Origin of the sequence: Microbacterium caowuchunii (genome assembly GCF_008727755.1) — a bacterium.
In the GTDB taxonomy this organism is placed as follows: domain Bacteria; phylum Actinomycetota; class Actinomycetes; order Actinomycetales; family Microbacteriaceae; genus Microbacterium; species Microbacterium caowuchunii.
Map to the genome: position 1 here is coordinate 1,136,647 of NZ_CP044231.1, position 14,575 is coordinate 1,151,221.

17 protein-coding genes are annotated in these 14,575 nt (G+C 69.5%); 8 read left to right on the forward strand and 9 right to left on the reverse strand.

The window, feature by feature from the left end; genetic code table 11:
* The first annotated feature begins 97 nt into the window (after positions 1 to 97).
* Positions 98 to 871 (forward strand): patatin-like phospholipase family protein, encoded by a 774-nt coding sequence (locus F6J84_RS05390; RefSeq protein WP_150971997.1) that lies wholly within the window; start codon positions 98 to 100, stop codon positions 869 to 871.
* A gap of 62 nt (positions 872 to 933) precedes the next feature.
* On the opposite strand, the gene F6J84_RS05395 is transcribed toward F6J84_RS05390, so the two are convergent.
* The gene (locus tag F6J84_RS05395; protein WP_150971999.1) at positions 934 to 3,075 is read right to left on the reverse strand and encodes an immune inhibitor A domain-containing protein; all 2,142 of its coding nucleotides are present in this window, start codon (positions 3,073 to 3,075) and stop codon (positions 934 to 936) included.
* Positions 3,076 to 3,313: 238 nt separating this feature from the next.
* Between F6J84_RS05395 and F6J84_RS05400 the strand changes: the two genes are divergently transcribed.
* Positions 3,314 to 4,978: an ABC-F family ATP-binding cassette domain-containing protein gene (locus F6J84_RS05400; RefSeq protein WP_150972001.1), complete on the forward strand. Its 1,665-nt coding sequence runs from the start codon at positions 3,314 to 3,316 to the stop codon at positions 4,976 to 4,978.
* Positions 4,979 to 4,997: 19 nt separating this feature from the next.
* Here F6J84_RS05400 and F6J84_RS05405 read toward each other — a convergent pair whose 3' ends face one another.
* From F6J84_RS05405 to F6J84_RS15455, 3 genes are read right to left on the reverse strand one after another with little or no spacing between them, the layout of a single operon-like run.
* Positions 4,998 to 5,408: an MmcQ/YjbR family DNA-binding protein gene (locus tag F6J84_RS05405; protein WP_150972003.1), complete on the reverse strand. Its 411-nt coding sequence runs from the start codon at positions 5,406 to 5,408 to the stop codon at positions 4,998 to 5,000.
* Between the two features lie 51 nt (positions 5,409 to 5,459).
* Complete coding sequence (locus tag F6J84_RS05410; protein WP_150972005.1) at positions 5,460 to 7,106, reverse strand: FAD-dependent oxidoreductase; 1,647 nt, start codon at positions 7,104 to 7,106, stop codon at positions 5,460 to 5,462.
* Positions 7,103 to 7,267, reverse strand: coding sequence for a hypothetical protein (locus F6J84_RS15455; protein ID WP_191905763.1), 165 nt, complete (start codon positions 7,265 to 7,267; stop codon positions 7,103 to 7,105). The genes F6J84_RS05410 and F6J84_RS15455 overlap by 4 nt, the downstream gene beginning before the upstream one ends.
* Positions 7,268 to 7,357: 90 nt before the next feature.
* Here F6J84_RS15455 and F6J84_RS05415 point away from each other — a divergent pair, with 90 nt between their 5' ends.
* The 3 genes from F6J84_RS05415 to F6J84_RS05425 all read left to right on the forward strand — a co-directional run bounded on the left by F6J84_RS05415 (position 7,358) and on the right by F6J84_RS05425 (position 8,956).
* Positions 7,358 to 7,627, forward strand: coding sequence for a metal-sensitive transcriptional regulator (locus F6J84_RS05415; protein WP_150892097.1), 270 nt, complete (start codon positions 7,358 to 7,360; stop codon positions 7,625 to 7,627).
* A 77-nt stretch (positions 7,628 to 7,704) separates the two neighbouring features.
* A complete protein-coding gene (locus tag F6J84_RS05420; protein ID WP_150972007.1) occupies positions 7,705 to 8,520 on the forward strand; it encodes a DNA-formamidopyrimidine glycosylase family protein in 816 nt (271 codons plus the stop codon).
* Between the two features lie 22 nt (positions 8,521 to 8,542).
* Entirely contained in the window at positions 8,543 to 8,956 is a 414-nt protein-coding gene (locus tag F6J84_RS05425; protein WP_150972008.1) for a Rid family hydrolase, read from the forward strand.
* 26 nt (positions 8,957 to 8,982) lie between these two features.
* Here F6J84_RS05425 and F6J84_RS05430 read toward each other — a convergent pair whose 3' ends face one another.
* Complete coding sequence (locus F6J84_RS05430) at positions 8,983 to 9,330, reverse strand: LysR family transcriptional regulator (RefSeq protein WP_150972010.1); 348 nt, start codon at positions 9,328 to 9,330, stop codon at positions 8,983 to 8,985.
* A 221-nt stretch (positions 9,331 to 9,551) separates the two neighbouring features.
* Between F6J84_RS05430 and F6J84_RS05435 the strand changes: the two genes are divergently transcribed.
* Positions 9,552 to 10,097 (forward strand): DUF1269 domain-containing protein, encoded by a 546-nt coding sequence (locus F6J84_RS05435; protein ID WP_150972012.1) that lies wholly within the window; start codon positions 9,552 to 9,554, stop codon positions 10,095 to 10,097.
* Positions 10,098 to 10,127: 30 nt separating this feature from the next.
* Here the strand turns inward: F6J84_RS05435 and F6J84_RS05440 are convergent, their stop codons facing one another.
* Positions 10,128 to 10,343, reverse strand: coding sequence for a hypothetical protein (locus F6J84_RS05440; protein WP_150972014.1), 216 nt, complete (start codon positions 10,341 to 10,343; stop codon positions 10,128 to 10,130).
* Positions 10,340 to 10,666 (reverse strand): DUF7882 family protein, encoded by a 327-nt coding sequence (locus tag F6J84_RS05445; RefSeq protein WP_150972016.1) that lies wholly within the window; start codon positions 10,664 to 10,666, stop codon positions 10,340 to 10,342. The genes F6J84_RS05440 and F6J84_RS05445 overlap by 4 nt, the downstream gene beginning before the upstream one ends.
* Before the next feature lie 185 nt (positions 10,667 to 10,851).
* Between F6J84_RS05445 and F6J84_RS05450 the strand changes: the two genes are divergently transcribed.
* Positions 10,852 to 11,190 carry a hypothetical protein gene (locus tag F6J84_RS05450; RefSeq protein ID WP_150972018.1) on the forward strand — a complete coding sequence of 113 codons (339 nt, stop codon included), beginning with the start codon at positions 10,852 to 10,854 and terminating at the stop codon, positions 11,188 to 11,190.
* 60 nt (positions 11,191 to 11,250) lie between these two features.
* On the opposite strand, the gene F6J84_RS05455 is transcribed toward F6J84_RS05450, so the two are convergent.
* Entirely contained in the window at positions 11,251 to 11,502 is a 252-nt protein-coding gene (locus F6J84_RS05455) for a hypothetical protein (protein ID WP_150972020.1), read from the reverse strand.
* 286 nt (positions 11,503 to 11,788) lie between these two features.
* Here F6J84_RS05455 and ctaD point away from each other — a divergent pair, with 286 nt between their 5' ends.
* Complete coding sequence (ctaD, locus tag F6J84_RS05460) at positions 11,789 to 13,540, forward strand: aa3-type cytochrome oxidase subunit I (protein WP_150974701.1); 1,752 nt, start codon at positions 11,789 to 11,791, stop codon at positions 13,538 to 13,540.
* Between the two features lie 55 nt (positions 13,541 to 13,595).
* Here ctaD and F6J84_RS05465 read toward each other — a convergent pair whose 3' ends face one another.
* A complete protein-coding gene (locus tag F6J84_RS05465) occupies positions 13,596 to 14,543 on the reverse strand; it encodes a manganese catalase family protein (RefSeq protein ID WP_150972022.1) in 948 nt (315 codons plus the stop codon).
* Positions 14,544 to 14,575: the final 32 nt, after the last annotated feature.

The window sequence follows — 14,575 nt, forward strand, 5'->3', positions numbered from 1 at the left end:
GGCGCGGTTCCCAGCCCGCGCAGCGGAAGCGCCCAGCCGGCGCATCAACGCCCCCTGCTAGCGTCACTTCCGGGGTAGGCGAGCAGGGGGGAGCGGCATGAGCGATGTCCGTGCGGGGTTCGATACGACCGGAGACGACCGGACTCTCGGTCTCACGCTCGGCGGCGGCGGTGCGTTCGGTGCCGCGCACGTGGGCGTGCTGCAGGTGCTCGAGGAACGCGGCATCCATCCCGGGATCGCCACGGGGACGAGTTCCGGTGCGCTGATCGCCGCCGCCTACGCCGCGGGGGTCGGCGCGGCGGAGATCGAGCGCGCCGTACGCGGCTTCCGGTGGAGCGCGATCGCGCGGTGGTCCTGGGCGCCGCGGTGGGGACTCCTGGACACGCGTGTCGTGACCGACGCGGTCGGCCGTGCGCTCGGAACGGACCCGTTGATCGAGGACCTGCCGCGACGCTTCGGCGCCTACGCCACGGACCTCCGGACGAGGCGGGGGGTGACGCTCGACCGGGGACCGTTGAGCGTCGCGCTGCGTTCCTCGATCGCTGTTCCCGGGCTCCTGCCGCCGGTGCGGGTGGACGGACGGCTGCTGGCGGACGGAGGGATGGTGGACAACGTTCCGGTCGCCGCGGCCCGCGAGCTCGGCGCCGAGCGCGTTATCGTCGTGCGCCTGCACGCGAAGTGGGAGAACGTCCGGATGATGCGCACCGTCACCCGGACCGCCGACCTCGTCGCCGACCCGTCCGTCATCCTCATCCAGCCGGAGATGGGCGGGATGGCGCAGTGGATGATGTCCGACGTGCCGCGGCTGATCGCCGAGGGCCGCCGAGCCGCGGTAGCCGCACTGGACGCCGCAGCCGTACGGGCGCGCTGAGGGGCCGAGACGCGAGCGGCGGCCCGCGCCCCTGGCGCGGACCGCCGCTCGGCTGGACGGACCTACTTCTTCTTGCCGTTGCCGGTGTTCTTCACCCCCAGCGCGTATCCCGCGTCGAGGAACGCGAGGTCACCGCTGGGCAGGTTCGACACCAGCGTCGCGAAGTCCCGCTGGTTGCCGTTCGCGCACTTGGTGTTGAACCCCGGCTGGGAGATCGCGTCACCCTCGAGGCGGTAGACGTAGTTGCCCGCGCCGTCGCTGATCTCGAACGGCGAATCGACACCGGGCGTCAGGTCGCAGGTCGCCACGATCTGCAACGTCCAGTTGTTGTCCTGGAGTCCGTTCGTCTCGACCCACTCGCCGTCGTCCGACGACACCGTGGCCGGGGCGCCGTTCACCGTCACGTCATCCACGAACCACCCGGTGTCGAGGTAAGCGGCATCCGTCGAGTACCGGAACTGCACGTCCGTGGCGCCCGCAGGAAGCTGCGCGGTGTAGTGCACGTACTCCGGCTCGTCCACGAAGTACTCGCCGCCCGAGGTGCCGGTCAATCCGTTGCCGGTGGGGTTGGCCCCGTGCGGGTCCTCATCGCTCGTGACGACCGTGCCCGCGTCGTCGACGAGCGGCACGGTGACCCACTCGCCGTCGACCAGAGCCTCCACGAACCCGTAGTCCCAGCCCTCCTCGATGAAGTGCCACGTCCAGAAGTCGAGGGAGCTCGCCGTCCCCGACACGTCCACGTCGAGCACGTTGTCCGCCTGGCTCTCGTAGCCCGCGTACCACTGCGTGTCGCCGCTGTGGGGCACCACCTGGGTGGCGTCCTCGCCGTCGAGGTCGACCGTCACGGTCGGACCGGGGTTGCGGAACCGTTCCACCTGGATGCCGAAGGGGACCGCCACGGAGCTCTGCCCGTTCGTCCTCTTCTCCCACTTCGCCGGCGGCTGCGCGCCCTGGTTCGAGCCGCGCCCGCTCCAGAACAGGTCGTCGGCGATGTCGATCGTCCAGCTCGTGAACGCCGGATCCCCGAAGTCGGCCGCCTTGATGTCGAAGCGGTCGGAGTCCTCGTCGTCGAGGTACACGGCCACGGCCCAGTCCTGGAAGAGCTCCTGCGCCGACCGGAGCCCGGCACCCGTCTGCCCGTTGAACGCGTCGATCGCGGCCTGCACGCCGTCCATGCCGTCCGCTTCGTTCTCGAAGATCAGCTTGATCAGCAGGTCGCCGCCCGCGCCGTCGTACTGCAGGTCGGGGGTGAAGGTTCCGTCGCCGTTCCCGCCCGCCTGCTCCCAGAGGTACTGGAAGTACGTGTACGCGGCACCGTAGTTCTGCAGGCCGCCCGCCCAGCGGGTCAGCGAGGTGTCCGCGTAGTAGACCTGGTGGTAGGTCAGGTGCGAACCGCCGATGTCGTAGCCGTTGAGGAACACGGCGAAGTCGGCGAGACCCTCGTCCACCCAGGACAGCTCGCCCGGGTCGCTGTAGTTGTGCAGCAGGTGCTCCAGCTCGTGCGCGATCACGCCTTCGTAGAGGGTCGGCTGGTCGTTCTCCGGGTCGTCGTCGTTCCATTCGGAGTCCGCGGGCCCCACCCGGTTCGCCCAGTCCATCGCGTCGATGACGATCACGTTCATGCCGGCCGAATCGACGTAGTCCGGGGCGAAGTACCCGGCGGTGTAGCTCGTCTCCGCACAGTCGTAGTAGTTCGCGTCCTGGACGTTGTAGACGACCATGACGAGGGAGTCGCTCGCGGGCTCTTCCGGGTCCGCGGCGTCCATGAGGCCGAAGTGCTCCTCGTCCACCGCCACGATCTGGTTCGAGAGCTGGTCGCCCATGTAATCGATCTGCGCCTGTGTGATCGTGTAGTCGTCCGCGCCGGCGTCGGCGCAGGGGACGAACTCGTCCCCCGGCGTGGGGTCGAACGCCGGGTCGAGGCTCGAGACCCCGGTCGGCGCGCGGCCGTCGAGCGGTGTGCCCGCCGGAACGTAGATGTAGACGGGCGTTCCGTCGGGCGTGGTGCCCCCGTATGCCTGGACGAAGTCCTGGTCATAGGTGCCGCCGGCCTCGCTGTCGTTGATCGGCAGGGTGATCGTGGGCTCTCCGGGGAGGTTCAGATGGTCATCGGCGACGGCCGGTGCGACGGATGTCGCGACCAGGGCCAGCGCGGCGGCGCTGATGAGCGCGGTGCCGGTCGCTGATCGTGGGAGGTTGAGCACGGTGGGGGATCCTTGTCTCTGTGGCGGCTCTCGCGCTCGAGACGGTCGGCCTGGGGGACGAGAGCCGGTCGTGCCGCAGGGCCGCCGCTTCGCAGCCCTCCGCTGAACCCGGTCATTCAAGCACCGCCGGACCGGGCTTGGGAAGATGCCGTGCGTACCGAGCGTCTCCGCACCGGGGGGCGTGGCCGGCGCCGGGTGCGCGGCAGGATCCGGTTCCGGTCGGTGGGAGGATGGACGGATGACCGCAACACTCGTCGCCCAGGGACTCGCCGGCGGGTACGGCCACCGCACGCTCTTCGACTCGCTGGATCTGACGGTCGCGCCGGGCGACGTCGTCGGGGTCGTCGGCGCGAACGGGGCGGGCAAGTCCACGCTGCTCCGCCTGCTCGCGGGGGTCGACGAACCGCAGAGCGGGTCCGTCACGCTCGCTCCGTCGGACGCGTTCGTCGGCTGGCTGCCCCAGGAGCACGAGCGCCGGGAAGGGGAGAGCGTCGCGGGGTACATCGCGCGCCGCACCGGGTGCGCCCAGGCGACCGCCGAGATGGACGCGGCCGCCACAGCGCTCGGCGATCCGTCCCTGGCAGCACCGGGGACGGATCCCGCGGACGTGTACTCCACGGCGCTCGACCGCTGGCTCGCCAGCGGTGCGGCCGACCTCGACGAGCGGCTGCCGGTGGTGCTGGCGGACCTCGGTCTCGACCTCGGCGGGACGCCGCCGGAGGAGGCCCTCATGTCCGGCCTCTCCGGCGGGCAGGCCGCCCGGGTCGGCCTCGCCGCCCTCCTGCTCTCGCGCTTCGACATCGTGCTCCTCGACGAACCGACCAACGACCTGGACCTCGACGGCCTCGAGCGGCTGGAGACGTTCGTCCGTGGGCTCCGCGGGGGAGTGGTGCTCGTCAGCCACGATCGTGAGTTCCTCGCCCGCTGCGTGACCCGCGTGCTGGAACTCGATCTGGTTCAGGGTGCCAACCGTGTGTTCGGGGGCGGCTACGACGCGTATCTCGAGGAGCGGGCCACGCTGCGCCGGCAGGCGCGCGAGAAGTACGACGAGTTCGCCGACAAGAAGGCCGACCTGGTCGGGCGCGCCCGCACGCAACGCGAGTGGTCCAGCCAGGGCGTGCGCAACGCGATGAAGAAGTCGCCCGACAACGACAAGATCCGGCGCAAGGCGTCGACCGAGTCGAGCGAGAAGCAGGCGCAGAAGGTGCGTCAGATGGAGAGCCGCATCGCGCGGCTCGAGGAGGTCGACGAGCCGCGCAAGGAGTGGCAGCTCCAGTTCACGATCGGTCAAGCGCCGCGCTCGAGCTCCGTCGTCTCGACCCTCAGCGGCGCCGTGTTCCGGCAGGGGTCGTTCACTCTCGGGCCGGTGTCGCTGCAGGTGAACGCCGGGGAGCGGATCGGCATCACCGGACCGAACGGCGCGGGCAAATCCACCCTCCTCCGGGGACTGCTCGGCCGGCAGGATCCTGATGAGGGCACGGCGAGTCTCGGTGCCAGCGTCCAGGTCGGCGAGGTCGATCAGGCCCGTTCGCTGCTGACCGGGTCCGGACCGCTGGCCGACGCGTTCGAGGCGCTCGTGCCCGACATGGCCTCCGGCGAGGTCCGGACCCTGCTGGCGAAGTTCGGTCTGAAAGCCGACCACGTGAACCGTCCGGTCGACGAGCTCTCTCCTGGCGAGCGCACGCGCGCCGGCCTCGCCCTCCTGCAGGCGCGAGGCGTCAACCTGCTCGTGCTCGACGAGCCCACCAACCACCTCGATCTTCCCGCGATCGAGCAGCTCGAGCAGGCCCTCGAGACCTACGACGGGACGCTCCTGCTGGTGACGCACGATCGGCGGATGCTGGCGACGGTCCGGACCGACCGCGATTGGCACGTCGACGCGGGCCTCGTCACGGAGCTGTAGGCGACACCCCGGCACGCGTTCAGGCGGGCTGATCGCCCGGGGCCGGGTGCTCGCCCCGGTATGCCTCCGCCAGCCGGGTGGGCGCCCGGTCGAGCCACGCATCCACGATGAGCTCGCGCAGCTGCGGGACGTCGATCGCGTCGAGGCGGATCAGGACCGCGTCGTACCCGTCGAAGTGCGGGATGGTGAAGAACCGGTCCGGCTCGGACTCCACGAGCGCGATCTTGGTGAGCTCGTGGTCGACGCGCACCGCCGCGATCTCGCCCTCCGGGGCCGTATCACCGAGCGCGGCGCGATCGGTGCGGTTCAGCGGGCGCTCCCAGACGAACCCCCTGCCGTGCACGCGCCACATCCGGTTCCCCCACGCGGGCTTCATCGTCACGTCCGGAAGGGACTCGGCGATCCGGACCACGTCGTCGAGCGTCGCCATGCGGCAAGGGTAGGCCCTGACGGCGGAATCCGACCACCCCTGCGCACCGGCCTAAGCGGCGGCCGCGGTACCGGCGATCCAGGTGCGGTAGCCGCCGTCGAGGTTCCGCACGTCGAATCCGCGCTGGGTGAGCAGGCGCGTGGCGATGTGTCCGCGCAGGCCCACCTGGCAGTGCACGACGATCGCTCCGTCGGGAAGCTCGCCGGAGCGCTCGCGCAGTTCGTCCAGTGGCACGTTGACGGATCCCGGGATGGCGCCGGCGGCGAACTCCTCCGGGCTGCGCACATCGACGAGCGTCGCGCCGGCGGCGAGAGCGTCATCCAGTTCGTGCCACTGCACCGAGGGTGTCGTGCCCGTGCGCGTGTTCTCCGCGACGTAGCCGAGGATGTTCACCGCATCCTTCGCGGAGCCGAACTGCGGCGCGTAGGCGAGCTCGAGCTGCGCGAGCTCCGCGGCGGGGAGCCCCGCGTGCATCGCCGTCGCGATCACGTCGATCCGTTTGTCGACGCCGTCGCGGCCGACGATCTGGGCGCCGAGGATCCGATCGGAACCCGGCTCGGCGAGCAGCTTCATGGACAGGGTCTCGGCTCCCGGATAGTAGCCGGCGTGCGAGCCGGGATGCACATGCACCACGTAGTGGTCCCGGCCGGCGCTCCGGAGCTGCTTCTCGCTCCAGCCGACCTTCGCGGCCACGATGTCGAAGACCTTCACGATGCCGGTGCCGAGCGCCGGACGGGCGGACGCGCGCCTGCCGGCGATCAGATCGGCGACCATCCGGCCGTGGCGGTTCGCCAGCCCGGCCATCGTGACGAGGGCCGCGTCGCCGCCGACGAGGTCCGACTTCTCCGCACCGTCCCCGACGGCGAACACATCGGGGTCGCTCGTGCGACACGTCTCGTCCACCCAGATCCCGCCGGTCTCGCCGATGCGCAGCCCCGCATCCGCGGCCAGGGCGGTCTCGGGAACGACGCCGGACGCGTCGACGATGAGCTCGCTCCGGATCCCCGTTCCGTCGGTGAGGACGACCTCTCCCTCCTCGATCCGGTCGACCCGGCAGTTCAGGCGCACGTCCACCCCGTGCGCACGGACGGCCGCCGCGACCGGACCGGCCATCTCCGCATCGAGGGGGGACAACAGGTGCGGACCGCGTTGCACGAGGGTGACCCGCGCGCCGCGGGCGACCAGGTTCTCCACGGCCTCCAGGCCGGTGTACCCGCCACCGATCACGACGACCGGGATCCCGGTCCGGCCTAGCGCGGCGTGGATCTCATCGGCATCCGCGACGGTGCGCAGGCTCAGCGTCCGGATGGGCGAATCCGGCTCGTTGCGCCGGGGTCGCGCCCCCGGGGCGAGGACCAGCGTGTCGTAGGACTCGGTGCGGCGCGCGCCGCTGTCGAGGTCGGCGACCTCGAGCGTCTTGGCGACCGTGTCGATGCGCACGACCTCGTGGCGCACGTGCACGTCGAGGCGGAAGCGTCGGTGCAGGGACGCGGGAGTCTGCAGGAGCAGCGCGGAGCGGTCCGTGATCTCACCGCCGACGAAGTAGGGCAGTCCGCAGTTCGCGTACGAGACCTCCGGGCCGCGTTCGAAGACGACGATCCGAGCGGACTCGTCGAGGCGCCGCAGGCGCGTGGCGGCGGACATGCCGCCCGCGACTCCGCCGACGATGACGACCTTGCGCGGGTCCACGGCGCTCATCGCTGGAACAGTCGCGAGAAGAATCCGGCCTGCTTCGCCGCCTGCGGATGCCCCCCGCACCACTGCGCAGCGGGAACGGTGCGGCGCACCGACTCGACGTGCTGGCCGCAGCCCGCCCAGGTCGTCTTCCCGCAGGTCTTGCATGTCGCCGATCGGCACATCGTGATTCTCCTTGGTCGATACCCGGTGGGGTATGTTCAGGATACCCTAGGGGGTATGCTGAAGCGATCAGCCGACATCCAGGGAGAGACGTGGCGGGCACAGACGAGGAGACCCAGCGGAAGATCCTCAACCGACTCAAGAGGGCACAGGGCCAGCTGGCGGGTGTGATCACCGCCGTCGAAGCGGGGGGCGACTGCCGTTCCGTGGTCACACAGCTGTCAGCGGTCAGCTCGGCGCTCGACAAGGCCGGGTTCCAGATCATCGCGTCCGCGATGCGGGACTGCCTCGTCGAGCCCGGCGACACCGCAGAGGGGCCATCGCTGGCCGAGCTCGAGAAGATGTTCCTCTCCCTTTCCTGAAGCGGGGGGCGGCCGTACCGCGGTCCCGTGCCCCCGGGACCGTATCGCTGCGCCGTGTCCCGTGCCAGGATGCACGCATGCCGGAGTCGCCCGAGGTGCAGGCCGTCGTCGATTTCCTCGCGGAACGGATGCTGGGCGGGCGCATCCGATCGTTCGATGTGCGCGACCGTCGGGTCCGGAAGGCGGTCACCGCGGCGGACCCCGCGGGGGCGAGGGTGAACGGGGTGCTCCGGTTCGGCAAGTACATCGACATCGACGCCGGCCACAGCCATGTGGTGTGCAGTCTGGGACGGCACGGATGGGTGCTCTGGCATGATCTCCTGCCGACGGAGCCCGACGGGCCGGAGGTGGTGGCGCGGCTCGCGATGGAGGACGGAGCCGGTTTCGACCTCGTGGACAGCGGGTCGTTCCGGTCGCTGGGGGTGTGGGTCGTGCCGGCTGTGTCGGACGTCCCGGGCGTCGCCAAGCTCGGCCCGGATCCCGCCGACGCCAGCTTCACGCGTGGGGACTTCGCGCGCGCGGTCCGGGGCCGTCGCAAGCAGGTCAAAGCGATCCTGCAGGAGCAGGAATCGCTGGCCGGCATCGGCAACGCCTACTCGGACGAGATCCTCCACGCCGCACGCATCGCGCCGACCGTCCATGCGTCGGCGCTGGACGACCGGACCCTGGACCGTCTCTACGCGGCCACCACCGGGGTCATCCGCCAGGCGGTCACCGCGCGCCGCAGCGTTCCGCTGGCGGACATGAAGGCGGCGAAGACAGCCGCGATGGCTGTACACGGACGCGGTGGCGAGGCATGCCCGGACTGTGGTGGAACGATCGCGGACATCGCCTTCGGCGGTACGGAAGCGCAGTACTGCCCGAGCTGTCAGGGTGGTATCCCGGAGAGGTAGCCACCCGACCGAGAGGCCACCGATGACCGCATCCGTCCGCCCGTTCCGTACCCCGGCCCTCGGGGACACGCCCTACATCCACGGCGTGGTGCTGCCGGAGGCCGGCCGGATGGTGGTGCTCGCGGGCCTGTCGCCGATCGACGCGGAGGGTGCGCTGCTGCATCCGGGGGATGTGACCGGGCAGCTGGAACGAGTGGTGGAGCTCGCCTCGGCGGCTCTGGCCGAGGCCGGCGGGGAGCTCTCCGACGTCATCCGGGCGCGCATCTCCGTCGCGACCGCGGACCGGGGTGAGCTGTTCGCGGCATGGACGGCGTTCGCGCGCCTGCTGGCGGGCGTCGACGTCGCCGCCACGCTCGTCGGGGTCACGGTGCTCGCCTATCCCGGGCAACTGGTCGAGGTCGAGTTCGACGCCTTCCTGCCGCCGGAAGGCGGCTGAGCGGCCTCCCGGGCGGGCTGCCGCCGCTATCTGCCCTGGCGCTTCTTGTACGGCTTCGGCTGGCCCTTCACCACCGGAGTGCGTCCTTTTCCCTTGGATGCCTTGGCCTTGCCCCCGGCCGGCACGACCGGCTTGGCAGGGGGTGCCGGGGCTGCGGCGATCTGCTCCCTCGCCTCGTCGAGCAGCAGCGTCCCGGCGGGTGTCAGGCGCGTCTTGCCGCCCTCGCGGGCGAAGAGCGGGTGGCCGACCTGAGCCTCCAGCTTCTCGATCGCGGAGTAGAGCGACGCGAGGGGGATGCCGAGGGCATCGGCCGCACGCGGGAAGTGCAACTCCTCGGCGGCGACGACGAACCGCTTGAGCAGGGTGATGTTCACAGGTGCCTTCCTTCGGTCCGCGCGCTGCGGCCGGGAGAGGATCCCGAGGAGCTGCGCCGCCCCGGGAGCGTCCGCGGGCCGGGTCCATTGTCTCAGGGTGCGCCTGCGTATGCCGCGTGCCGGATCGCCGGGTGCGAGTCGGGCGAGGGGCAGGGGACCTCCAGCCCTAGTGGACCTCCGACCGGTGGCAAAGGGTGGCAGCAACAGAAAGGTGCCCACCGATGACTGATCCCGACTACTCCCTGCTCGTCGCCTCGTACGACGACCAGGAGTCCGCGCAGACCGATTTCACGGCCATGAAGGCGGAGGACGACCTGCGGGTCGTCGCGGCGATCGTGCTCTCGCGCGATCCGGACGGAAAGGTCACCGTGCACGAGCACGGGGGGAGGATCGTCGCGTATGGCACGGGCATCGGTGCGGTCGCGGGCCTGGTCGTCGGGCTCTTCGCGGCGCCTCTCCTGGCCTCGGGCGTCATCGTCGCCGGTCTGACGACGGCTCTCGGCGCGGGTCTGGGTGCCGGCCTCGCCGAGATCGAGAAGCGATCCGAGGAGCGGGGCATCGGCGTCGACGCCGAGGAATGGCTTCCCGCCGGGTCGTCCGCCATCGTCGCGGTCGTCGACGACGTCTACCTCGACCGCGTCGACAAGGCCTTCGCGGGAGCAACCAGGAACGTGGCGAAAGCCCTCGACAAGGGCGACTACGACGCCGTGGTCAAGGCGGTCAACAAGGGGGATGAGAAGATCGTGGATGCCATCGTCTCGTCCTGATCGTCCGTCCCGGCCGGCGCGTTCACCGGCTCAGGCTGCGCCGGAGTCGATCGGGATCAGGCTGAGGGGGACGCCGGGGGAGACCAGCAGATAGGTCGTTCGGGGCGCACCCTCACCCACGTTGACCCGCAGCCAGCCACCGCCGGACGAGGTCAGCGCGGACTCGATCTCCTGTTGCAGATCGGCGAGCTCACGTCCGCTGACGGAGTAGTCGCGCCCCCCGTAGACGAGGTCGATGCGCTTCACGAGAGGGTCTCCGTTCCTGAGGTCTGCGGGGGAGGCTCCGGGACGACGTACAGCCCGTTGGGTCCGTTCGCGGTGTAGCTCAGCGCCTCCAGCCACGCCTTGTTGAGCAGCGGCCGCCGACTTCCGTGGAATTTGAAGATGATGACCGAGCGCGGATGCAGCCAGATCGTCGTCCTGCCGTCGCCGATGCTCGCGTCGTCCTTCCACGTGAAGGTGAAGGATTCACCGCGGCGCAGTTTGGCGGTGATCACGCGTTCCAGGTGCGCGAGCAGACGGTCGTCGAAATCCACTCTGAGCTGCTGTTCGAAAAGGAACTTGCCCACCGGGCCTCCTCGCTCGTCCGCTCCGGATCAAGCTGCCGGAGTTCCCGGAGTGCGCCCGCTGACCCAAACGGTCCCGTTACGTTCGGGCGCGTGCGAAACATCCGCGTCCTCCTCGAAGGTCGCCCATCGGACCGCCGGATGTCAAGGGTCTGTGTCCGGGGCAGCACAGCCGAGAGGGTGTCCGCGTGAAACACATCGTCTACGCAGAGAAGCCCCATCTGATGGGGGATGACGCAGCGGATGCGCTCATGGAGTATGCCCGTGCGCTCGCCGACGCCGGTCGGAGCGATGTCGTCACGCTTCGTGCTCTCGACGAACACGGCAGCCTGGTCGATGTGACCTTCCTGCTCACGCCCAGCACGCCCCTGCTCACCCGGACCACCAATTCTGAGATCGACGGGCCCGACAATGCTGCCGTGGTGGAGGAGCTGGGGCGCCTGGCGTCCCGACTCATGCACCCGCCCGAGACGCAACCCGAGGAGGCACCGGCGCCGCAGGCGGATCGCTGGGAGACCCGCCAGTGACTCCGTTGTCACCGGCGGGCTGCCTCAAGGCGGAGTCCTCCTGCCCGCTCGAGGGAGTACTCACGATCGCATCCCGGTGAGCACGTCACGCACGGCGTCGAAGGCGAAGGTCAGACTCTCGAACCGGGCCGGGGGGCGCCTCTCGTGCACCCACACCACCTCGACGTGACCGTCGACGCGTTCGAGGTAGGCGATCAGCCTACGGGCGTCGTTCTCCGGCACGCTGGCGTCGCACACGCACCAGGCCCCGGGGCCGACGCCGATCAACTGGGTGTGCTGCTCGGCCGCGCGAGAGCGGCGATCGTTCGACACACGGGCCTCCCTCCTGCATCGCGACGCTGAGACCGCGAGGAGATTGTCGGAAACGATCGGCTCGCGGGGATGGGGGTTGACTTCCGAGGAGCTCGCGATGCCCCCGTGCTCGTCCCTCGGTCCGCACGCGGACCGCATACCTCCTCCGGCGCCGCGGAGCAAGCCCGTATCGGTGCGGCATCCCCGCTCATTACGGTGCCGCACGAGGCCACGGGTCGACGGGCTCGGGTCTGCGAGAGGGGACGAAATGACCGCACCGGACGCCGGCTCGGGAGGCACGTCGGAGATGACCCGCACCATGCCGCCACGGCAGGCGGCGCTGCTGAGCTCGACGCGCGTCGAGCAGAAGGGCAACCTGCTCGTCCGCTGGCTGACGTCCACCGATCACAAGACGATCGGGTACATGTACATCATCGCCGCGTTGGTGTTCTTCCTCTTCGGCGGCGTCCTCGCCCTCATCATCCGGTCGGAGCTGTTCGAGCCGGGGATGCAGATCGTCCCGACGAAGGAGCAGTACAACCAGCTGTTCACGATGCACGGCACGATCATGCTGCTGATGTTCGCGACGCCGCTGTTCGCAGGGTTCGCGAACGCCATCATGCCTCTGCAGATCGGGGCGCCGGACGTCGCGTTCCCGCGCCTGAACGCGCTGTCCTTCTGGCTCTTCCTGTTCGGTTCCCTCATCGCGGTAGCGGGATACCTGACGCCGGAAGGGGCTGCGGGCTTCGGCTGGACCGCGTACCAGCCCCTGGCGAGCTTCACCTTCACCCCGAGCGTGGGCGGCAACTTCTGGATGCTGGGCCTCGGGATGAGCGGTTTCGGGACGATCCTCGGTGCGGTGAACTTCATCACCACGATCATCACGATGCGCGCTCCCGGCATGACGATGTGGCGGATGCCGATCTTCACCTGGAACACCCTCGTGACCGGCATCCTGATCCTGCTCGCGTTCCCGGTGCTGGCAGCGGCCCTGTTCGCTGCGGCCGCGGACCGGGTACTGGGTGCGCACATCTACGACCCGCAGAACGGTGGCGTGCTGCTCTGGCAGCACCTGTTCTGGTTCTTCGGTCACCCCGAGGTGTACATCATCGCGCTGCCGTTCTTCGGTATCGTCTCGGAGATCTTCCCGGTGTTCAGCCGCAAGCCGATCTTCGGGTACAAGACCCTGGTCTATGCGACGATCGCGATCGCCGTCCTCTCGGTGGCGGTCTGGGCGCATCACATGTACGCGACCGGCGCGGTGCTCCTGCCGTTCTTCGCCCTGATGACGATGCTGATCGCGGTGCCGACAGGGGTGAAGATCTTCAACTGGATCGGCACGCTCTGGCGAGGGTCCGTGACCTTCGAGCCCCCGATGGTGTTCGCGCTCGGGTTCCTGGTCTCGTTCGTCTTCGGTGGTCTGACCGGCGTCATCCTCGCGTCGCCTCCGCTGGACTTCCACGTGACCGACTCGTACTTCGTGGTCGCGCACTTCCACTACGTCGTGTTCGGCACGGTGGTGTTCGCGATGTTCGCCGGGTTCTACTTCTGGTGGCCGAAGTGGACGGGACGGATGCTGAACGAGCGCCTCGGCTACATCCATTTCTGGCTGCTGTTCATCGGCTTCCACATGACGTTCCTCATCCAGCACTGGCTGGGTGCGGACGGTATGCCGCGTCGCTATGCCACGTACTCGGCCGAGGACGGATGGACGTGGCAGAACCAGGTGTCCACCTTCGGGTCGATGATCCTGGCGGCGTCGATGATCCCGTTCCTGCTGAACGTCTGGATCACTGCCCGGAAGGCCCCGAAGATCACGGTGAACGACCCGTGGGGTTACGGGGCGTCGCTCGAGTGGGCGACGTCCTGCCCGCCGCCGCGGCACAACTTCACCTCGATCCCGCGCATCCGGAGCGAGCGCCCCGCCTTCGACATGAACCACCCGGAAGCGGGCGTCCCGTTCGGGGTGGGGCCGGCCAAGGACGCTCCGCAGACCGCGGTGGACAACGACGGGCCGCAGACCGCGGACGACGGCAGTACGGGCTCGGGCCGCACCTGACAGCGCTGCGGGTCACCCAGGGTCGCGGCCCTCGGTGACCCGCAGCGGGGGAGCGCTACATCCGGCCGAAGGTGGCCTCGATGTCCGCCATCTCCATCTCAGCCGTCGCCTCGATCAGCGCACGCAGCTCGGGGTCCGCGCCCGGCGCGAACTCCTCGAACCGCTCCGGTGCGATCGTCATCGGCACGCCCTCCGGCGCCTGCTGGCTCGCGTCGAGCTGCGTGCCGTCGTTCGAGGGGGACATGCCCTGGAAGATCTTGCCGGCCTCGGAGAGGTTGGTGAGATCGAACGAGTACTGCTTGCTCTGCAGCCCCATCTCGACCAGCCGAGCGACCTCGGGGAACTTCTCCGCGTTGGTCTTCGGGATCGGCAGCGCCGTGCGCCAGTTGACCCCGAGCGTCTCCAGAGCCTTGGCGTAGGCGTTCTCGTGCGCCTGGTCTCGGACGATGAGATAGGAGATCGTGCTGCGCGCCGTCTTGTTGTCCGTCATCTCGTACAGGCGGCATTTCTGCAGGCGCCCCGTGGACTCGAGCATCAGGTTGTAGAGCAGGTCGAGGACGAGGTTCCCGGAGTTGTAGACGTAGCTGCCCAGCCACGGGTTCCCGGCCGCGTCCACGGGGAGTGCGCCCTGGGCGCCGACGAGATAGTGGTGGATGTTGCTCTCGTGGGTCGCGATCTCCAGCGGAGTGGCGCCACCGGAGCCCGGCTTGTCGACCGGGTCCGTCGGCTTGCCGTTGTAGCGCGGCGAGCCGTCGAGGAGGCGGGCGATGGTCGTCCCGATGAGCTCGACGTGGCTGATCTCCTCGGTGCCGATGCCCTGGATGAGGTCCTTGTAGGGCTTGGCGGAGGGGCCGCGGAAGTTGATGCTCTGGAAGAGGTACTGCATCATCGTCCGCATCTCGCCGAACTGTCCGCCCAGGCCCTCCTGGAGCGCGTTCGCGGCTGCCGGATCCGGCTCGTCCTGCTCGATTTCGTTGATGAGCTGCTGGACGTGGAAGTACATGTCGTCTCCTCTGATCGACGGGGGGAGTCCCC

Coding starts and splice junctions, on each gene's coding strand:
- F6J84_RS05405 (WP_150972003.1), bottom strand. CDS start 5,408: ATGGCGACGCTCGACGACGTGGTCCGGATCGCCGAGTCCCTTCCGGAC.
- F6J84_RS05400 (WP_150972001.1), top strand. CDS start 3,314: ATGACCGCAACACTCGTCGCCCAGGGACTCGCCGGCGGGTACGGCCAC.
- F6J84_RS05390 (WP_150971997.1), top strand. CDS start 98: ATGAGCGATGTCCGTGCGGGGTTCGATACGACCGGAGACGACCGGACT.
- F6J84_RS05425 (WP_150972008.1), top strand. CDS start 8,543: ATGACCGCATCCGTCCGCCCGTTCCGTACCCCGGCCCTCGGGGACACG.
- ctaD (WP_150974701.1), top strand. CDS start 11,789: ATGACCCGCACCATGCCGCCACGGCAGGCGGCGCTGCTGAGCTCGACG.
- F6J84_RS05420 (WP_150972007.1), top strand. CDS start 7,705: ATGCCGGAGTCGCCCGAGGTGCAGGCCGTCGTCGATTTCCTCGCGGAA.
- F6J84_RS05435 (WP_150972012.1), top strand. CDS start 9,552: ATGACTGATCCCGACTACTCCCTGCTCGTCGCCTCGTACGACGACCAG.
- F6J84_RS15455 (WP_191905763.1), bottom strand. CDS start 7,267: ATGTGCCGATCGGCGACATGCAAGACCTGCGGGAAGACGACCTGGGCG.
- F6J84_RS05410 (WP_150972005.1), bottom strand. CDS start 7,106: ATGAGCGCCGTGGACCCGCGCAAGGTCGTCATCGTCGGCGGAGTCGCG.
- F6J84_RS05465 (WP_150972022.1), bottom strand. CDS start 14,543: ATGTACTTCCACGTCCAGCAGCTCATCAACGAAATCGAGCAGGACGAG.